Source organism: Streptomyces clavuligerus (genome assembly GCF_005519465.1).
In the GTDB taxonomy this organism is placed as follows: Bacteria; Actinomycetota; Actinomycetes; order Streptomycetales; family Streptomycetaceae; genus Streptomyces; species Streptomyces clavuligerus.
Window position 1 is genome coordinate 3,210,629 of the sequence record NZ_CP027858.1, and the last position, 17,774, is coordinate 3,228,402.

Annotated in this window: 14 protein-coding genes; 5 read left to right on the top strand and 9 right to left on the bottom strand. The window is 71.2% G+C overall.

Translation table 11 applies throughout. The annotated features are described in order from the left end of the window. Nucleotides 1–59: 59 nt before the first annotated feature. Both CRV15_RS13450 and CRV15_RS13455 read right to left on the bottom strand, forming a co-directional pair. Entirely contained in the window at nt 60–1,016 is a 957-nt protein-coding gene (locus CRV15_RS13450) for a pirin family protein (RefSeq protein ID WP_003961164.1), read from the bottom strand. A 190-nt stretch (nt 1,017–1,206) separates the two neighbouring features. After that, nucleotides 1,207–1,665 (bottom strand): SseB family protein, encoded by a 459-nt coding sequence (locus tag CRV15_RS13455; protein WP_003955385.1) that lies wholly within the window; start codon nt 1,663–1,665, stop codon nt 1,207–1,209. A 187-nt stretch (nt 1,666–1,852) separates the two neighbouring features. Between CRV15_RS13455 and CRV15_RS13460 the strand changes: the two genes are divergently transcribed. Continuing rightward, on the top strand, nt 1,853–3,679 hold the full coding sequence (locus tag CRV15_RS13460) for an acyl-CoA dehydrogenase (RefSeq protein WP_003955384.1): 1,827 nt from the start codon (nt 1,853–1,855) through the stop codon (nt 3,677–3,679). A gap of 106 nt (nt 3,680–3,785) precedes the next feature. Here CRV15_RS13460 and CRV15_RS13465 read toward each other — a convergent pair whose 3' ends face one another. Beyond that, nucleotides 3,786–4,553 (bottom strand): helix-turn-helix domain-containing protein, encoded by a 768-nt coding sequence (locus CRV15_RS13465; RefSeq protein WP_003955382.1) that lies wholly within the window; start codon nt 4,551–4,553, stop codon nt 3,786–3,788. A 947-nt stretch (nt 4,554–5,500) separates the two neighbouring features. Here CRV15_RS13465 and CRV15_RS13470 point away from each other — a divergent pair. Next, the gene (locus tag CRV15_RS13470; RefSeq protein WP_003955381.1) at nt 5,501–6,811 is read left to right on the top strand and encodes a M18 family aminopeptidase; all 1,311 of its coding nucleotides are present in this window, start codon (nt 5,501–5,503) and stop codon (nt 6,809–6,811) included. 83 nt (nt 6,812–6,894) lie between these two features. Then, a complete protein-coding gene (locus CRV15_RS13475; RefSeq protein WP_009996913.1) occupies nt 6,895–7,281 on the top strand; it encodes a hypothetical protein in 387 nt (128 codons plus the stop codon). A gap of 84 nt (nt 7,282–7,365) precedes the next feature. Here CRV15_RS13475 and CRV15_RS13480 read toward each other — a convergent pair whose 3' ends face one another. Beyond that, nucleotides 7,366–9,261: an NHL domain-containing thioredoxin family protein gene (locus CRV15_RS13480; protein WP_003955379.1), complete on the bottom strand. Its 1,896-nt coding sequence runs from the start codon at nt 9,259–9,261 to the stop codon at nt 7,366–7,368. 271 nt (nt 9,262–9,532) lie between these two features. Here CRV15_RS13480 and CRV15_RS13485 point away from each other — a divergent pair, with 271 nt between their 5' ends. Beyond that, on the top strand, nt 9,533–10,357 hold the full coding sequence (locus CRV15_RS13485; protein WP_003955378.1) for a maleylpyruvate isomerase family mycothiol-dependent enzyme: 825 nt from the start codon (nt 9,533–9,535) through the stop codon (nt 10,355–10,357). A gap of 204 nt (nt 10,358–10,561) precedes the next feature. Here CRV15_RS13485 and CRV15_RS13490 read toward each other — a convergent pair whose 3' ends face one another. Together CRV15_RS13490 and CRV15_RS13495 are read right to left on the bottom strand one after the other, a co-directional pair. After that, the gene (locus CRV15_RS13490) at nt 10,562–11,863 is read right to left on the bottom strand and encodes an MFS transporter (RefSeq protein WP_003955377.1); all 1,302 of its coding nucleotides are present in this window, start codon (nt 11,861–11,863) and stop codon (nt 10,562–10,564) included. Continuing rightward, nucleotides 11,860–12,501, bottom strand: coding sequence for a GntR family transcriptional regulator (locus CRV15_RS13495; protein ID WP_003961162.1), 642 nt, complete (start codon nt 12,499–12,501; stop codon nt 11,860–11,862). Before CRV15_RS13495 ends, CRV15_RS13490 begins: the two co-directional genes overlap by 4 nt. A gap of 446 nt (nt 12,502–12,947) precedes the next feature. Between CRV15_RS13495 and CRV15_RS13500 the strand changes: the two genes are divergently transcribed. Next, complete coding sequence (locus CRV15_RS13500) at nt 12,948–13,865, top strand: D-alanyl-D-alanine carboxypeptidase family protein (protein WP_009996911.1); 918 nt, start codon at nt 12,948–12,950, stop codon at nt 13,863–13,865. A gap of 91 nt (nt 13,866–13,956) precedes the next feature. Here CRV15_RS13500 and CRV15_RS13505 read toward each other — a convergent pair whose 3' ends face one another. Genes CRV15_RS13505 through pdhA form a run of 3 tightly spaced genes read right to left on the bottom strand, consistent with a single transcriptional unit; the run spans nt 13,957 to nt 17,641 of the window. Next, nucleotides 13,957–15,450: a dihydrolipoamide acetyltransferase family protein gene (locus CRV15_RS13505; RefSeq protein ID WP_174391427.1), complete on the bottom strand. Its 1,494-nt coding sequence runs from the start codon at nt 15,448–15,450 to the stop codon at nt 13,957–13,959. Nucleotides 15,451–15,479: 29 nt separating this feature from the next. Further along, complete coding sequence (locus CRV15_RS13510) at nt 15,480–16,460, bottom strand: alpha-ketoacid dehydrogenase subunit beta (protein ID WP_003955372.1); 981 nt, start codon at nt 16,458–16,460, stop codon at nt 15,480–15,482. A gap of 2 nt (nt 16,461–16,462) precedes the next feature. Beyond that, nucleotides 16,463–17,641, bottom strand: a complete 1,179-nt coding sequence (pdhA, locus tag CRV15_RS13515; protein WP_003955371.1) for a pyruvate dehydrogenase (acetyl-transferring) E1 component subunit alpha — start codon at nt 17,639–17,641, stop codon at nt 16,463–16,465. Nucleotides 17,642–17,774 lie beyond the last annotated feature (133 nt).

The following is a 17,774-nucleotide window of genomic DNA, read 5'->3' on the forward strand; positions in this document are numbered from 1 at the left end:
GGGCCCGCACGCCGATGTGCGGGCCCCTTCGCGCTGTCCCCGGTCGGCCGGGGTGCGGATCACATGCCGTGGACGGCCGGGACGGTGCCGAGCCGGCCCGCCTGGAAGTCCTCGAACGCCTTGCGCAGCTCGTCCTGCGTGTTCATCACGAAGGGGCCGTAGTGCGCCATGGGCTCCCGGATGGGACGCCCGCCGAGGAGGACGATCTCCAGGTCGGGGGTATGGGAGTCCTGGGTGTCGTCGGCGCGGACGGTCAGCGCGCCGCCCTGGCCGAAGACCGCGGTCTGCCCCATGCGGACGGGCCGCCGCTCGGTGCCGACGGAGCCCCGTCCGGCCAGGACATAGGCGAGTCCGTTGAAGTCCTCGCGCCAGGGCAGGGTGATCTGCGCGCCCGGACGGAGGGTGGCGTGGATCATGGTGATGGGGGTGTGGGTGATGCCGGGCCCCTCGTGTCCGTCCAGCTCACCCGCGATGACGCGCAGCAGCGCGCCGCCGTCGGGGGAGGTGAGGAGCTGGACCTGGCCGCCGCGGATGTCCTGGTAGCGGGGGTCCATCATCTTGTCGGACGCGGGCAGGTTGACCCAGAGCTGAAGGCCGTGGAAGAGGCCGCCGGACATCACCAGGTCCTCCGGCGGGGCCTCGATGTGGAGCAGTCCGGAACCGGCGGTCATCCACTGGGTGTCGCCGTTCTGGATCGTGCCGCCGCCACCGTTGCTGTCCTGGTGGACGAAGGTCCCGTCGATCAGATAGGTCACGGTCTCGAAGCCCCGGTGGGGGTGCCAGGGCGTGCCCTTGGGCTCCCCGGGGGCGTACTCCACCTCGCCCATCTGGTCCATCATGATGAACGGGTCGAGGTGGCGGTAGTTGATCCCCGCGAAGGCGCGGCGCACCGGGAAGCCCTCCCCCTCGAAGCCGCTGGGGGCGGTGGTCACCGTGAGTACGGGACGGGACACCGCGTCGGCGGGGGCGGCGACGCTCGGCAGCGTGAGCGGGTTCTCGACAGTCACAGCGGGCATGGGAAGACCTCCTTGTGCGGTCAGTTTAGTTGAACACTGAACTTTCCGCCAGCGACAACGAGAGACGCCCGGAAGGTATTCCTCCCGGGCGCCTGCTTCCACCGTCCGATCCGACCGATGTCCCGATCCACATCCCCCGCCCACCCGCACGGGGGCACACCGGCACGGCACCCGGCCGCGCCCGCCGCACTCAGCCGTACATGCGCCGCATCGCGAAGTCGACCATCTGCTCCACGGCCTTGGCGTCGAAGACCATCCGGTGCTCCCCCTCCATGTCGAGGACGAAGCCGTACCCGGTCGGCAGCAGATCGATCACCTCCGCCCCAGTGATCACGAAGTACTTCGACTCCTTGCCCGCGTAGCGGCGCAGCTCCTTGAGCGAGGTGAACATGGGGATCACGGGCTGCTGGGTGTTGTGCAGCGCCAGGAAACCGGGGTTGTCGCCGCGCGGGCAGTACACCTTGGAGGTCGCGAAGATCTGCTGGAAGTCCTCGGCGGAGAGCGTTCCGGTGGTGAAGGCACGCACCGCGTCGGCGAGCGACGGCGGGGACGGCTCCGGATACAGCGGCTGGCCCTGTGGCTGACCCCCGTAGGGCTGCTGGGCCGCGTACTGCTGGTGAGCGCCCTGGTTCTGGTCGTAGCCGTACATGACGGCAAGAGTAACCAGTCACAGTTGGGCGATAGGGGGTTGCAACTTATTACTGGTGGGTAGCATCATCGTAGCTACCAGCTGGTAGATGGGTCGGCGCACCGACTCGCCGGACCCCTCGCACCCCGCACCGCACTCTCGCACCGCACTCTCGCACTGAGACTCCCGAACCTACGGAGCCGTCGCCATGGGGCACTACAAGTCGAATCTTCGTGACATCGAGTTCAACCTGTTCGAGGTGCTCGGCCGCGACAAGCTGTACGGCTCCGGCCCGTTCGCCGAGATGGACCCGGACACCGCGAAGTCCATCCTGGACGAGGTCGCCCGCCTCGCGGAGAACGAGCTGGCGGAGTCCTTCGCGGACGCCGACCGCAACCCCCCGGTCTTCGACCCGGAGACCAACACCGCGCCGATACCGGAGTCGTTCAAGCGGAGCTACCGGACCTTCATGGAGTCCGAGTACTGGCGGCTCGGCCTGCCCGAGGAGATCGGCGGCACCACCGCTCCGCGCTCCCTGGTGTGGTCCTACGCCGAGCTGCTGCTGGGCTCCAACCCCGCGCTGTGGATGTACTCCTCCGGCCCCTCCTTCGCCGGGCTGCTCTACGAGGAGGGCACCGAGGCCCAGCGGAAGATCGCGGAGATCGCGGTCGAGCGGGAGTGGGGCTCCACCATGGTCCTGACCGAGCCGGACGCGGGCTCGGACGTGGGCGCGGGCCGCGCGAAGGCGGTACGGCAGGAGGACGGCTCCTGGCACATCGAGGGTGTGAAGCGCTTCATCACCTCGGGCGAGCACGACATGTCGGAGAACATCCTCCACTACGTCCTCGCCCGCCCCGAGGGCGCCGGGCCCGGCACCAAGGGCCTGTCCCTCTTCCTCGTCCCGAAGTACGAGTTCGACGTCGAGACCGGTGAGCTGGGCGAGCGCAACGGCGTCTACGCCACCAACGTCGAGCACAAGATGGGCCTGAAGGCTTCCAACACCTGCGAGATGACCTTCGGCGACCGCCACCCCGCCAAGGGCTGGCTGATCGGCGAGAAGCACGACGGCATCCGGCAGATGTTCAAGATCATCGAGTTCGCCCGGATGATGGTCGGCACCAAGGCGATCGCCACCCTCTCCACCGGCTACCTCAACGCGCTGGAGTACGCGAAGGAGCGCGTCCAGGGCTCGGATCTGGTCAACTTCATGGACAAGACCGCGCCCAAGGTGACGATCACTCATCACCCGGACGTGCGGCGCTCGCTGATGACGCAGAAGGCGTACGCGGAGGGCATGCGCGCCCTCGTCCTCTACACGGCGTCCATCCAGGACGAGATCGCCGTCAAGGAGGCCGCGGACGAGTCCGCCGCCGAGCTGATCGCCCTGAACGACCTGCTGCTGCCGATCGTCAAGGGCTATGGCTCGGAGCGCTCGTACGAGCAGCTCGCCCAGTCCCTCCAGATCTTCGGCGGCTCCGGCTACCTCCAGGAGTACCCGGTCGAGCAGTACATCCGGGACGCCAAGATCGACACCCTCTACGAGGGCACCACCGCCATCCAGGGCCAGGACTTCTTCTTCCGGAAGATCGTCCGGGACCAGGGCCAGTCGCTGAACGCGCTCTCCGAGGAGATCAAGAAGTTCCTGGCCGTGGGCACCGGCGGCGAGGACCTCGCGGGCGCCCGCGAGGCGCTGACCAAGGCGGCGGTCGACCTGGAGGCGATCGTCGGCGCGATGACCAACGACCTCATCGCCACCGGCGAGGACGTCAAGAACATCTACAAGGTCGGTCTGAACACCACCCGGCTGCTGCTGGCCTCCGGCGATGTCGTCGTCGGCTATCTGCTGCTGCGCGGCGCCGCCGTCGCCGCCGAGAAGCTGCCCACGGCGACCGGCAAGGACGTGGCGTTCTACCAGGGCAAGATCGCCGCGGCGAAGTTCTTCGCGTCGAACATCCTCCCGGGCGTCTCCGCCGCCCGCGCCCTCGCCGAGTCCGTGGACCTCACGCTGATGGAGCTGGACGAGTCGGCGTTCTGACGTTCCGACGTTCCGACGTTCTGACGCTCTGCCCGGCAACGGAGAGGCCCGCCCCCGCACGACGCGGCGGCGGGCTTCTCCGCGTCGGCCCACTTGACCACCGGCATCACTCCGGCGGCCGGCTGTACCTCTCCAGCGTCGCCCTGCTCAGGGAGCGGTCCACCAGCCGCAGTTCCCAGGGGCCGGTATTCACGTCGAAGTCCTTGCCGAAGCCGACCCACTTCCCCGCCATGCGCCGCCCGGTCGGCTCGACCAGAAGCTGAACGGCACCGTGGTAGCGGGCCCCGTTGTAGTAGCCGTCCGCGGCGGTCTGCTCGACCCAGGTGCCCGTGACCACGTTGCGATCGACGGTCAGGTCCAGCGTGAGCGGGCTGTCCGGGTTGCTGCTCGCCCCGGGCAGGCTCTGCACGGTCAGCCGGTTCCCGTGCTGGACGATCACCACGTAGTGCTTGCCCTCGTACGAGTCACCCCGGCTCGACGAGAAGAACTCGTAGCGGCTGAGCCACACCGCCGAGAACATCTCCTCACCCGCCTGCACACCGGGCTCCGCGCCTGCGGCACCGGTTGCGTCGGCCTCCATGTCATGCCCTCCCTTCCCGTCCACGTGGACCCGTGCCACCGGCACCGGCAGTGCGAACCCCAGCACCTCGACCGGACGGCCGGTGACCCGTTCCAAGGCCCTGGCGTACACGCCCCGGGGCGTCCTGCTCGTGCCGGACTCCCAGCGCTGCACCAGACGCTTGGAAGCCTCGTTCGGCTCCCCCAGTTCCACGCCTGCCCGGCGGAGCGCCTTGGCGAAGTCGTCCTGGCTCAAGCGCAGGCCCATACGCACGGCCCGCAGCACATCATTCGGCACCAGGGCGGTCGTCGTCATGACGTCAAAGATAGATCGAACAGCCACTCAATGACACCGGTTTGACGCCCTTGGGGGTGTCATCGGCACCCTCCAGAGCGACGCCCGGACGACGCCCGAAGCGTCATCGCGCCGAGCGCCTCGACGGCTGGAGCATCGCCTCACCAACCGGACCGGGCAACGGAAGGCGAACGACGACCATGACCGTGCGGGTGTCCCGCGACTCCGGCCGGACCTTCGACTCTGTGGTGATCTACCCCAGCAGCACCGCCGAGGAGCCGTTGACGCCCATGACCTCTGCCGCCTGGCCTCTGTGCACGTGGCCCCCGATGCTCCTCCACCGACACAGTCATCAGGGCCAAGCAGCGCCACGGCCCGCGCGATCTTCACCGCGCCGGAGACGCGAGGGCTCACATGAGACCAGCGGGAGCGGTTCTACGCGGCCGCGTGGGCGGGACTGTCCCAACGCCGCCGTGTCACCCTCCCGCACCGGGACGGCCCGGCCCCGTGGTGGGGGGTGCAGGGTCGTCCCCGGAAGGGACCGGCGGACAATGGCCCGCGCCTGGACGTCGGACGCCCGGTCTGCCGGCCCTGAGGAGTCGAGCCCGGAGGCGCCCACCCCCGCACCCGACGACCGACCCGAGCACAACAAGCCCGTCCGGCGTTTGAGGACGGACCCCGCACCCAACGCAAGGCTCACGCGTAAGCCGACGGACCCCCCGCGCGGGCCCGTCGTCGGGGGCCAGCCCCCGAACCCCCGCGCCTCAATCGCCGGCGAGGCTGAATGTACGCGGGGCAACCTCCCCCAGAGGGGGCACCCCCAAGGGGCTGAACGTATACGGGCCCGAGGCCGCCCCTCGGACAGAAGCCACCGGCAGATGCCCCCGGCAGGGGGCTCGCGGCCGATGTGAAACGGCGCGGGACCAGAACATGCGCCCCCCGCGCACCCCCCTCGTTAAGGTGACCCCATGAGCACCAGCGCACCCGTCCGGTTCGACCGCGGACACACCGACGACCTGATGACCTTCCTGGCTGCCTCGCCCTCTCCGTACCACGCGGTGGCGACGGCCGCCCAGAGACTGGAGAAGGCCGGATTCCGGCAGGTCCGGGAGACGGACGCCTGGGACACGGGCGCGGGCGCCGGCACGGGCGGCAAATACGTCGTCCGCGGCGGCGCGCTCATCGCGTGGTACGTCCCCGAGGGGGCCGACCCCCACACCCCGTTCCGGATCGTCGGCGCGCACACGGACTCGCCGAATCTGCGGGTCAAGCCGGACCCGGACACCGGCGCGCACGGGTGGCGGCAGATCGCCGTCGAGATCTACGGCGGGGCGCTGCTCAACAGCTGGCTCGACCGCGATCTGGGCATCTCCGGGCGGCTCAGCCTGCGCGACGGCTCGCACCGGCTGGTGAACGTCGACCGGCCGCTGCTGCGCGTGCCGCAGCTCGCGATCCATCTCGACCGAGCCGTCAACACCGACGGCCTCAAGCTGGACAAACAGCGCCATATGCAGCCGATCTGGGGCCTGGGCGAGGTCCATGAGGGCGACCTCGTCCACTTCCTGGCCGAGGAGTCCGGCCTGGACGCGAACGACATCGTCGGCTGGGACCTGATGACCCACTCCGTCGAGGCACCCGCCTACCTCGGCCGGGACCGCGAGCTGCTCGCCGCGCCCCGCCTGGACAACCTGCTCTCCGTGCACGCCGCGACGGCCGCGCTCGCCGCCGCCGCCCGCACCCCGGACCTCGCGTACATCCCCGTTCTCGCCGCCTTCGACCACGAGGAGAACGGCTCGCAGGCCGACACCGGCGCGGACGGCCCGCTGCTCGGCTCGGTGCTGGAGCGCTCCGTGTTCGCGCGCGGGGGAACCTACGAGGACAGGGCGCGCGCCTTCGCGAGCACGGTCTGCCTCTCCTCCGACGTGGGCCACGCCGTCCACCCCAACTACGCGGAGCGGCACGACCCGACCCACCACCCGCTCCCCAACGGCGGCCCGATCCTCAAGGTCAACGTGAACCAGCGGTACGCCACCGACGGCAGCGGCCGGGCGGTCTTCGCGGCGGCGTGCGAGCGGGCCGGGTCGCCGTGGCAGTCGTTCGTCTCCAACAACGCGATGCCGTGCGGCACCACGATCGGCCCGATCACGGCGGCCCGGCACGGCATCCACACCGTGGACATCGGCGTCGCGTGTCTGTCGATGCACAGTGTGCGGGAGCTGTGCGGCGCGGACGACCCGTATCTGCTGGCGAACGTGTTGACGGCGTTCCTTCAGGGCTGAGCCCGGGTCCGCTGCCGGTCCCCGCCGGATCGGCAGCGGTCGCGAAACATCCGCGAAAGGCTCCCCCCGGCAGAGTGCCGGGCATGGTCCTCCTCCCCGGTCCCGGTCAGCCCGGCGACCCCTCGCTCGCCCGGCACTCCGGCCCCTCCCGCCGCACCCGGCTCATCGCCTCCGCCGTGGGCGCGGCCGTGCTGTTCGGCGGCGGCGGGCTGCTGGTCCGGCAGTACAACGACCGGCCGCCGCGCGCCGACGACATCGCCTATGAGTCGGGGTACCTCTACAGCAACCGCATCCGGCAGGGCGACCCCACCGGGGAGCTGGTGGAGAAGCTGCTCTCCGGCGAGTGCGTGCTGCTGGAACGGGACGGGTACGGGGGCCGCAACGCCACGTTCAACCCCGCGCTGTGGATCGAGGGCTGTCTCGACGGAGCGGCGGGCCGCCCCTCGCGGGAACAGGGCCTCGTCGGCTGAGCCCCGCCCCCGCCCCGCCGGCCGGGGCCGATCCGGCCCGCGGGCCGCTCCCGTCCGAGGTCCGCCCGGCCCAGTCCCGCCCGGTCAGCCCGGCCCGGCGGCCCCGTTCGCCCCGTCCGCCCCATCGCCCTGCGCCTGCGGGTCCATCCCCGCGAGCACCAGCGGCAGCCGACGGACCCCGTCGTCCGCCACCCGCACCGGAACCCCCCAGTCCTGCTGATGCACATGGCAGGCCGGGTACTCGTTCGCCGGGTCGTCGTCGCACGAGGCGGCCATCGCCGACACATGCAGCACCCCCGCGCCCACCGACGCGTCGATCTCCAGCTCACGGAAGAGATCGGTCCCCGCGCCCGCGCCCGAGGCCAGCAGCTCCGGCGGGGTCGCGGAGACCAGCAGCCGGGTGGAGGGCCCGTAACGGGTGTCCAGCTTCTGCCCGGCCGGGGCCTGGAAGACGACGTCCAGCCGGAGCGTCCCCGCCGCGATCGCGGTCGCGGCCCGCCGCGTGCGGTGGGCCACCGCCTCGACCCGTACCGCCTCCTCCGGCAGCCGCAGCCGGGTCAGCCGGTGCCGGGCCGACTCCACCACGACGATGTCCCCGTCCACGAGCACCGCGCCGGACGGCTCCCGCAGATCGGTGACGAGCGTCGTCACCTCGCCGGTCGCCGGGTCGTAGCGGCGCAGCGCGTGGTTGTACGTGTCGCTGACGGCGACCGAGCCGTCCGGCAGCGCGGTGACCCCCAGCGGGTGCTGGAACAGCGCCTGCGCGGCGGCCCCGTCCCGGTGTCCGAAGTCGAAGAGGCCGGTTCCGACGGCCGTGTGCACGGTGCCCCCGGTGTCGATCCAGCGGAGTGCCGAGTTCTCGGAGTCGGCGATCCAGAGCCGGTCCCCGGCCGCCGCGAGCCCTGAGGGCTGGGCGAACCACGCCTCGGCGGCGGGCCCGTCGACAAGCCCCTCGTTCGTGGTCCCGGCGGCCACCGCGACCGTGTCCGTCGCGGGGTCGTACGTCCAGAGCTGGTGCGTCCCGGCCATCGCGATCCAGAGCCTCCCCTGCCACCAGGCCACGTCCCAGGGGGAGGAGAGGTCGACCTCGCGCGCGGGCCCGGCGGTGGGTGAGCCCTGCCACCACTGCCGCCCGGTCCCGGCGAGGGTCGTGACCGTCCCGCTCTCCGGGTCGTACGCCTTGATCGAGTGGTGGACGGTGTCCGCGACCGCGACCCGGCCGTCGGGGAGCAGGGCCAGCCCCTGCGGCTCGTTGAGGACCCGGCCGGACGACTCCCCAGGCGAATCCCCGGGCGACTCGTCGGACAACGGCTCTTCGGACACACCGCCGGGCAGCCCGTTCCCGATCCGCCGGACGACGCTCTCCCCGTCGGGTCCCAGCTCGACGAGCCGGTTCCGGGTGGTGTCGGAGACCAGGAAGTTCCCGGACGGCAGCAGGACCGCCTTCCCCGGGAAGCGCAGCTCGGTCGCCACCGGCTCCGGCGCCACATAGGGCCCGTCCCCGCGCCGCAGCGTCCCCTTGGCCGTGTGCTCCCGCTCCAGCTCCGCCACCAGCCGGGCGATGGCGTGCGCGTGCCCCTCGCCCGCGTGCTGGGCGACGACATACCCCTCGGGGTCGATCACCACCAGCGTGGGCCAGGCCCGGACGGCGTACTGCTTCCAGGTGGCGAGGTCCGGATCGTCGAGGACGGGGTGGTGCACCTGGTAGCGCTCGACGGCGTCGACGACGGCCCGGTGGTCGGCCTCGTGCACGAACTTCGGCGAGTGGACCCCGATGATCACCAGGGTGTCCCGGTGCTTCTCCTCCAGCTCGCGCAGCTCGTCCAGGACATGCAGACAGTTGATGCAGCAGAAGGTCCAGAAGTCCAGCACCACGATCTTTCCGCGCAGCTCGCGGAGTGTGTACTGCTTGTCACCGGTGTTCAGCCAGCCGCCCCTGCCGATCAGCTCGGGGGCCCTGACGCGTGCACGTGTCGCCATGTCCCCATCCAACCGCACCCGTCCCCGGGCCGACCGCGCACGTCCCCGGGCAGGCCGTCCGCGTCCCGGGCCGCTCCGCCCGCCGGGAGGAGAACCCCGGGCACGGGCCTGTGATCGGCCCGGGGACGGGCCTACGATCGTCAGGAAAGCACCGAACAAGCCCTGCCGGGCCCCCGCCCGGCGGCGTAACTTTGAGAACCACCGCGCCTTTCGCGCCCGCACGCCACGCACCCATGTCTCCCGCTGTCCCGCAGAACCGCCGAGGGGTCCCGTGACCGTCCATCCCGTCCTCCAGAACTACGCCGATGCCTGGACCCACTCCATCGAGGCGATATCCGAACTGGTCCAACCCCTTGTCGAAGGGGAGTGGAACCGGGCCACCCCCTGCCCCGCCTGGTCGGTACGGGACGTGGTCTCGCATGTGATCGGCGTGGAGACGGAGATGCTGGGCGACCCCCGGCCCATCCACACCCTGCCGCGCGACCTGCGCCATATGCGGAACGACTTCGCGCGCTACATGGAGGTCCAGGTCGATGTGCGCAGGCATCACACCGGCCCGGAGATGACCGCCGAACTGGAGTACACGGTGATCCGGCGGGCCCGGCAGCTCCGGAACGAGACCCGCGCCCCGGACACCCTGGTGCGCGCCCCGCTCGGGGCCGAGCAGACGCTGGAGCTGGCCCTGCGGATGCGGGCGTTCGACACCTGGGCGCACGAGCAGGATCTGCGGATCGCGCTGGGCAGGCCGGGGAATCTGGACTCGCCCGGTGCGCACGTCGCCCGGGATCTGCTGCTGGAGGCGCTGCCGAAGGTGGTGGCGAAGGACGCGGGGGTCCCCGCGAACTCGGCCGTGGTGGTGGATGTGCACGGGCCGCTGGAGTTCCTACGGACGGTCCGGGTGGACGCGGAGGGGCGCGGCTCGATCGACGGCTCGCCCTCGCTCGGGCCCGTCGTCTCGCTCGCGCTGGACTGGGAGACGTACTACCGGCTGGCGTGCGGACGGGTGCGGTATCCGGCGGTCGCGGACCGGGTGAAGGTCGAGGGGGACCAGGAGCTGGGCGCCGCGATCCTGGCGTCGTTCGCGGTGACACCCTGAGCGGCACGGCGCCCGGGACCGGGGCGGGCCGGTCCCGGAACGCCGGGTGTCCACGGCGGAACCTGTCCGCAGGAACGTTCCCTCCGTAACGCGCGCGGAGCCGGAAACGGGTAAGCGTCCACACGGGTGAGCGTGCGCGGTGGAACGTGCACGACGGAACGTGCGCGTCGAAGCCTCCATGGCCGAACGTGCACGACGAAACGTTCACGCCGGAACGTGAACCGCCTCCACCCGGCTCGCCACCAGCCGTTCCCGCTCCAGCCGGGCCGCGCGCCCCCGCAGCCGCAGAATCTGGACCACCCCCAGCGCCTCCAGGACGAAGACACAGGAGAAGGCGGTCCGGTAGTCGCCCCCGGTCGCGTCCAGCAGCACACCGATCACCAGCAGCGTGGTCATCGACGCCGTGAAACCGCCGACATTGACGATCCCCGAGGCCGTGCCCTGCCGCTCCGGCGGATTGGCGGGACGGGCGAAGTCGAAGCCGATCATCGAGGCGGGGCCGCCCGCGCCGAGCACCGCGCAGAGGACGATCAGCAGCCACATCGGGGCCCGGTCCCCCGGGTGCGCCAGCGTCGCCGCCCACACCAGGGCCGTCGCACCGACCGTGCCCAGCGCGAGCGGGACCCGGGCCGCGTGATGACGGGCGATGATCTGCCCGTACACCAGCCCCACCACCATGCTCGCCAGCACCACCAGGGTGAGCAGCGAACCGGCGGTCTCCCGCGACAGCCCCTGGGCCTCGATCAGGAACGGCATCCCCCACAGCAGCAGGAAGACCATCGCGGGGAACTGGGTGGTGAAGTGCACCCACATCCCCAGCCGGGTGCCGGGCTCCCGCCAGGACAGCGCGACCTGACGGCGGACGAAGGACGCCCCCCGGTGCCCGGTGGCGGGCGGCGGCCCCTGCCCCTCGGGGTGGTCCTTGAGCAGCAGCAGGACGAGCAGCACGGCCACGGCCCCGGCCACCGCGCTCCCCGCGAAGGTGGCGGTCCAGCCCACGTCGTGCAGCAGCCGGGCGACGACGACGGTGGAGACGAGGTTGCCCGCCATCCCGAAGAGGGCGGCGACCTGCGCGATCAGCGGTCCGCGCCGGGCCGGGAACCAGCGGCTGCCGAGCCGCAGCACACTGATGAACGTCATGGCGTCCCCGCAGCCCAGCAGGGCGCGCGCGGCCAGCGCCATCCCGTAGGTCGGGGCGAGCGCGAAGCCGAGCTGTCCGGCGGTGAAGAGCAGGGCGCCCAGTGTGAGGACCTTCCGGGTGCCCAGCCGGTCCACCAGCAGCCCCACGGGGATCTGCATGCCCGCGTACACCAGCAGTTGGAGGATGGAGAACGTGGAGAGCGCGGAGGCGTTGACATCGAAGCGGTCGGCGGCGTCGAGCCCCGCCACCCCGAGCGAGGTGCGGAAGACGATCGCGACGAAGTAGACGGCGACCCCTGTCCCCCAGACGACCAGCGCGCGCCGGCCGCCCGGCGGATCGCCGGGTATCGCACCCGGAGCGCTCACCGGACCTCGCCCCTGGCCAGCGTGGAGAACCAGCCGATGTGCCGGCGGACCAGGGCGGCGGCGCGCTCCGCGTCGCCGTCGCGCAGGGCCTGGAGGATCTCGCCGTGCTCGGCAACGTTCTTGGCGACCCGGTCGGGGTGGGCGTGCATGGCGGCCACCCCCATCCGGAGCTGGCGGTCGCGGAGCTGGTCGTAGAGGCGGGACAGGATCTCGTTGCCGCCGTGCCGGACGATCTCGGCGTGGAAGAGCCGGTCGGTGACGGCGACAGCGGCGAGATCACCGCTCTCGCCCTGCTGTCTCTGCTGTTCCAGCAGTTCTTCGAGCCGGTCGATCAGCCGGGGCGGGGCGGGGACGGCCTTGCGGGCCGCGTGCTCCTCGACCAGCAGCCGGGTCTCGACCACATCGGCGATCTCCTGCGCGGAGACGGCGATGACCAGCGCGCCCTTCTTGGGGTAGAGCTTGATCAGCCCCTCGACCTCCAGTTTGAGCAGCGCCTCCCGTACGGGGGTGCGGGAGACGCCCACCGCGTCGGCCAGCTCGCCCTCGGTCAGCAGGGTCCCGCCCTCGTAACGGCGGTCCAGTACGGCCTGCTTGACGTGGGTGTAAACCCGTTCGGCTGCGGGCGCTGCAACTGTCATGTGCACAGCTTAGATACAAGTTGTGCACACGCCAATGGCCGGTGGATGGCCGCTCGATGGCCGGACCGTGGCCGGACCATGGCCGAGCGGTTGCCGGGCGCCCGACGGACGCCCGACGGAGCCCGACGGGCGGGGAGCGGGCCGGGACGAGGCCGTGCGGGGCGGCGCGAGACCGGTGCGATGCCTCCGGGATTCAGCCCGTTCGGCCTGAAGAAGCGTTTCCCCATGAGATATGCGCCACTTCTGACCCCCTTCCCACATCCTTTCCCCCCAACAGGTCGTCAGAATGTGGGGCCCCGCTTACGGCCGGGACGGGCACTGGTCGCACTGGCACCGCCACGGGCACAGACCCGGCACAGCCTCCGGCACGGACGCGGGCACCCACTCAGACATCGACGACGGACGTCCACTCCGGAGTGTTTCCCTTGACTCTCACCCACACGAGCGTGCGCAGAACCGCCACGGTCGTTCTCGCGGGCGGGCTGCTGCTCACCGCGTCCCCCCTCACCGCGCCGGCGCACGCGGCGACCAGGCCCGCGCCGAAGATCAGCGGTGCGGCCGGGTATCTGATGGATCTGAAGACCGGCAAGAGCGTCTTCAGCAAGAGCGACAGCACCCGTCGCCAGATGGCCAGCACCACCAAGGTGGCCACCGCCATCACGGTGCTGACGACCAAGGGCCTCGACCTCAATCGCAAGCTGACCGTCAAGCAGTCCTACCGCGACTACGTCGCCCGGGAGAAGGGCTCCACGGCCGACCTCAAGACCGGCGACAAGCTCACCGTCCGGCAGCTCCTCCACGCCTTGATGCTGCCCTCGGGCTGCGACGCCGCCTACGCCCTCGCCGACGCCTTCGGCAAGGGCACGACGACCGCCGCGCGCACCAAGTCGTTCATCGGGATGATGAACAAGAAGGCCGCGGACCTGAAGCTGAAGAACACGAAGTTCGACTCCTTCGACGGCATATCGCCGGGCGGTCAGAACTACACCACGCCGAGCGACCTGACGAAGCTCGCGAAGCACGCGTTCTCGAACCAGCTCTTCCGTGATGTGGTGAAGACCAGGACGTACCACGCCACCGCCACCGCAGCGAACGGCAAGAAGCGGTACTACACCTGGACCAACACCAACACCCTGCTGGGCTCCTACCAGGGCATGGTCGGCATCAAGACCGGCTCGGGCAGCAAGGCGGGCAAGTGCCTGGTCTTCGCCGCCACCCGGGGCTCCAAGACCTATATCGGTGTCGTCCTCAACGGCCCGGACCGCTTCCGGGACGCCGAGAAGATGCTCAACCACGCCTTCGGGACGACGGGCGCGAAGTCCGTGAAGCTGCGGACGATGCCGGTCGACGCGCCGCGCGACTAGCCCGCGCGACGAGGTCCGGTGCGACGGCCCGGGGCCGGGACACGTCCTGTGTCCCGGCCCCGGGTGCGTCCGACGGGATCCGCGCGGCGGATCAGGTCCAGGTGATGAGCCGCTTGGGCTGTTCGAGGACGGCGGCGGTGTCGGCGAGGACCCTGGAACCGAGTTCGCCGTCGACGAGCCGGTGGTCGAAGGAGAGGGCCAGCGTGGTGACCTGGCGGGGCTTGACCTTCCCCTTGTGCACCCAGGGCCGGAGCCCGATCGCGCCGACCGCGAGGATCGCGGCCTCGCCCGGGTTGAGGATGGGGGTGCCGGTGTCGATGCCGAAGACCCCGACATTGGTGATGGTGACGGTGCCGCCCTGCATGGCGGCGGGGGTGGTGCGGCCCTCGCGGGCGGTCGTGACCAGCTCGGCGAGGTCCCCGGCCAGCTCGGGCAGGGTCCGGGTGTGCGCGTCCTTGATGTTCGGGACGAGCAGCCCGCGCGGGGTCGCGGCGGCGATGCCCAGGTTGACGTAGTGCTTGAGCACGATCTCCTGGCGGGCCTCGTCCCAGGAGGCGTTGATCCCCGGGTTGCGGCGGATCGCGAGCAGCAGCGCCCGGGCGATCATCAGCAGCGGGTTGATCCGCACCCCGGCGAGGTCCGGATCGGACTTCAGCCCGTCGATGAGCTTCATCGTGCGGGTGACGTCGACGGTGATGAACTCGGTGACATGCGGGGCGGTGAAGGCCGAGCCCACCATCGCCTGCGCGGTGGCCTTCCGCACCCCCTTGACCGGGACACGGGTCTCACGCGCACCGGCCGTCACCGCCGCCCCGGCCGTCACCGGCAGGTCGGCGGCCACCTCCGGCTCGGGGGCGGGGGCGGGGGCCGCGGCGGCGTGCACATCCTCGCGGGTGATGATCCCGTCCGGGCCGCTCGGCACCACCGTGGCCAGGTCCACGCCCAGATCCTTGGCCAGCTTGCGGACCGGCGGCTTGGCCAGCGGGCGCCCGCCGGCGGTGGGGACGCCGGGCGCAGCGGCCGGGGCGGCCGGGCCGTGCCCGTTCAGGCCGGACCCGCCATTCGGAACCACCCGTTCCGCAACCCCTCGTTCCGGAACCGACTGCTCCGGAACGGGCACCGCCACGGGAACGGGCGCGGGCACGGACGCCGGGGCTGACGCCGGGGCGGCCTGCGCGGACCCGGGCGCGGACGGCGCCTGCGCGGACCCGGCGGCGGTCTGCTTGCGCGGGCGCCGCCGCGTCGACGACTCGGCCACGCCATAGCCGACGAGGACGGGCTGCCGCCCCTTCGGCGCCTGGCCGGTCTCAGCGGTCTCACCGGCGTCACCGGTCTCACCGGCCTCTTCGGCGGCGGCGGTCCCGCCCCCGGTGTCCACCGAGATGATCACCTGGCCGACGTCGACCGTCGTCCCCGCCGGAAAACGCAGCTCGTGCACGGTCCCGTCATAGGGGATCGGCAGCTCGACCGCCGCCTTCGCCGTCTCGACCTCGCAGACGACCTGTCCATCGGTGACCGTGTCCCCGGGCTGCACATACCAGCTGAGGATCTCGGCCTCGGTCAACCCCTCGCCCACGTCGGGCATCTTGAAATCGCGGATCACAGCGGCCCTCCTCAGTACGCGAGCGAACGGTCGACGGCGTCCAGGACCCGGTCGAGTCCCGGCAGATACTCCTCCTCCAGCCGGGCCGGCGGATACGGCAGGTGGTAGCCGCCCACCCGCAGCACCGGGGCCTCCAGGTGGTAGAAGCACCGCTCCGTGATCCGCGCGGCGATCTCCGCGCCGGAGCCGAAGAACACCGGCGCCTCATGCACGACCACCAGCCGCCCGGTCCTCTCCACCGAACGCTGGACGGTGTCGAAGTCGAGCGGCGAGACAGAGCGCAGATCGACCACTTCCAGCGAGTGGCCCTCCTCCTCCGCGACCGCCGCGGCCTCCAGACAGACCTTCACCATGGGCCCGTACGCCACCAGCGTCACATCCGACCCCGCACGAAGCACCTCGGCGCGGTGCAGCGGACCGGGGATGGCCTCGGTGTCGACCTCGCCCTTGTCCCAATAGCGCCGCTTCGGCTCGAAAAAGATCACCGGATCGTCGCTCTGGATCGCCTGCTGAAGCATCCAGTACGCGTCGGACGGACTGGCGGGAGAGACCACCTTCAACCCGGCCACATGCGCGAACAGCGCCTCCGGCGACTCCGAGTGGTGCTCCACCGCGCCGATGCCACCCCCATAGGGGATACGGATCACGATCGGGAGCTTGACCGTGCCCAGCGCCCGCGCGTGCTGCTTCGCGAGCTGGGTGACGATCTGGTCGTACGCCGGGAAGACGAACCCGTCGAACTGGATCTCCACCACCGGCCGGTAGCCGCGCAGGGCCAACCCGATCGCCGTGCCGACGATCCCCGACTCGGCGAGCGGGGTGTCGATCACCCGCTCCTCACCGAAGTCCTTCTGCAAGCCGTCCGTGATCCGGAAGACCCCGCCCAGCTTCCCCACGTCCTCGCCCATGACCAGGACCTTCGGGTCGGTCTCCAGGGCCTTGCGCAGGGACTCGTTCAGCGCCCTCGCGAGCGGCAGCTTCTGTACGGCCATGGTCAGTTGCCTCCCTCGGCGTGAGCGCGGTCCCCGTCCGTCCCGTCGGCGAAGGACGCCTGGTACGCGGCGAACTGCGCGCGCTCCTCGTCCACCAGGGCGTGCCCGTCGGCGTAGACATGGTCGAACATCGTCAGACGGTCCGGTTCGGGCATGCTCCGCACGGCCTCACGGACCCGGCGGGCCAGCGTGTCGCTCTCCTCCTCCAGCGCGGCGAAGAAGGCGTCGTCCGCGTGGCCCTCCCCCACGAGCAGGGCGCGCAGCCGCAGGATGGGGTCCTTGGCCTCCCAGGCCGCCCGCTCCTCGTCATGGCGGTACCGGGTGGGATCGTCCGAGGTGGTGTGGGCACCCATCCGATAGGTGAACGCCTCCACCAGCGTCGGGCCCTCACCGCCCCGGGCCCGCTCCAGCGCCCACCGGGTCACCGCGAGCGTGGCCAGGACGTCATTGCCGTCGACCCGCACCCCGGGGAAGCCGTACCCCTCGGCCCGCCGGTAGATCGGCACCCGGCTCTGCCGCTCGGTCGGCTCCGAGATCGCCCACTGGTTGTTCTGGCAGAAGAAGACCACGGGGGCGTTGTAGACGGAGGCGAAGGTGAAGGCCTCGGCCACATCGCCCTGGCTGGACGCGCCGTCGCCGAAGTAGGCGATCACGGCGGCGTCCGCCCCGTCCTTCGCGACCCCCATCGCGTACCCCGTCGCGTGCAGCGCCTGCGAGCCGATGACGATCGTGTACAGATGGAAGTTGTTGGTGGTGGGGTCCCAGCCACCGTGGTTCACACCCCGGAACATGCCCAGCAGATTGGCGGGGTCGACCCCGCGGCACCAGGCGACGCCGTGCTCACGGTAGGTGGGGAAGACATAGTCGTCGTCGCGGAGCGCCCGGCCGGAGCCGATCTGCGCGGCCTCCTGGCCCAGCAGCGAGGCCCACAGGCCCAGCTCGCCCTGGCGCTGGAGGGCGGTGGCCTCGGCGTCGAAGCGCCGGGTGAGGACCATGTCCCGGTACAGACCGCGCAGCTCCTCGCCGCTCAGGTCGATGCTGTGCTCGGGGTGCTCGATCCGCTTGCCCTCCGGTGACAGCAGTTGCACGAGCTGAGGCTCGGAACCCTGCGTCTTCTTCGCGGCGCTCACCCGTTTGCCGCCACGGCGCGGTTTGCGCGCGGCGGTGCTGTCCACGGTCACGTGCGTGCTCCTCCGTCGGTCCGGTCCCCCGGGGTCGCCGGGAGCCTGGGTGTACCCCTGTCCGAGAACGTTGTCCGGAGCAGGGGGAGGCTCGTCCGTCCTCACCCGGCGCACGGGGTGGGTGTCCGGAAGG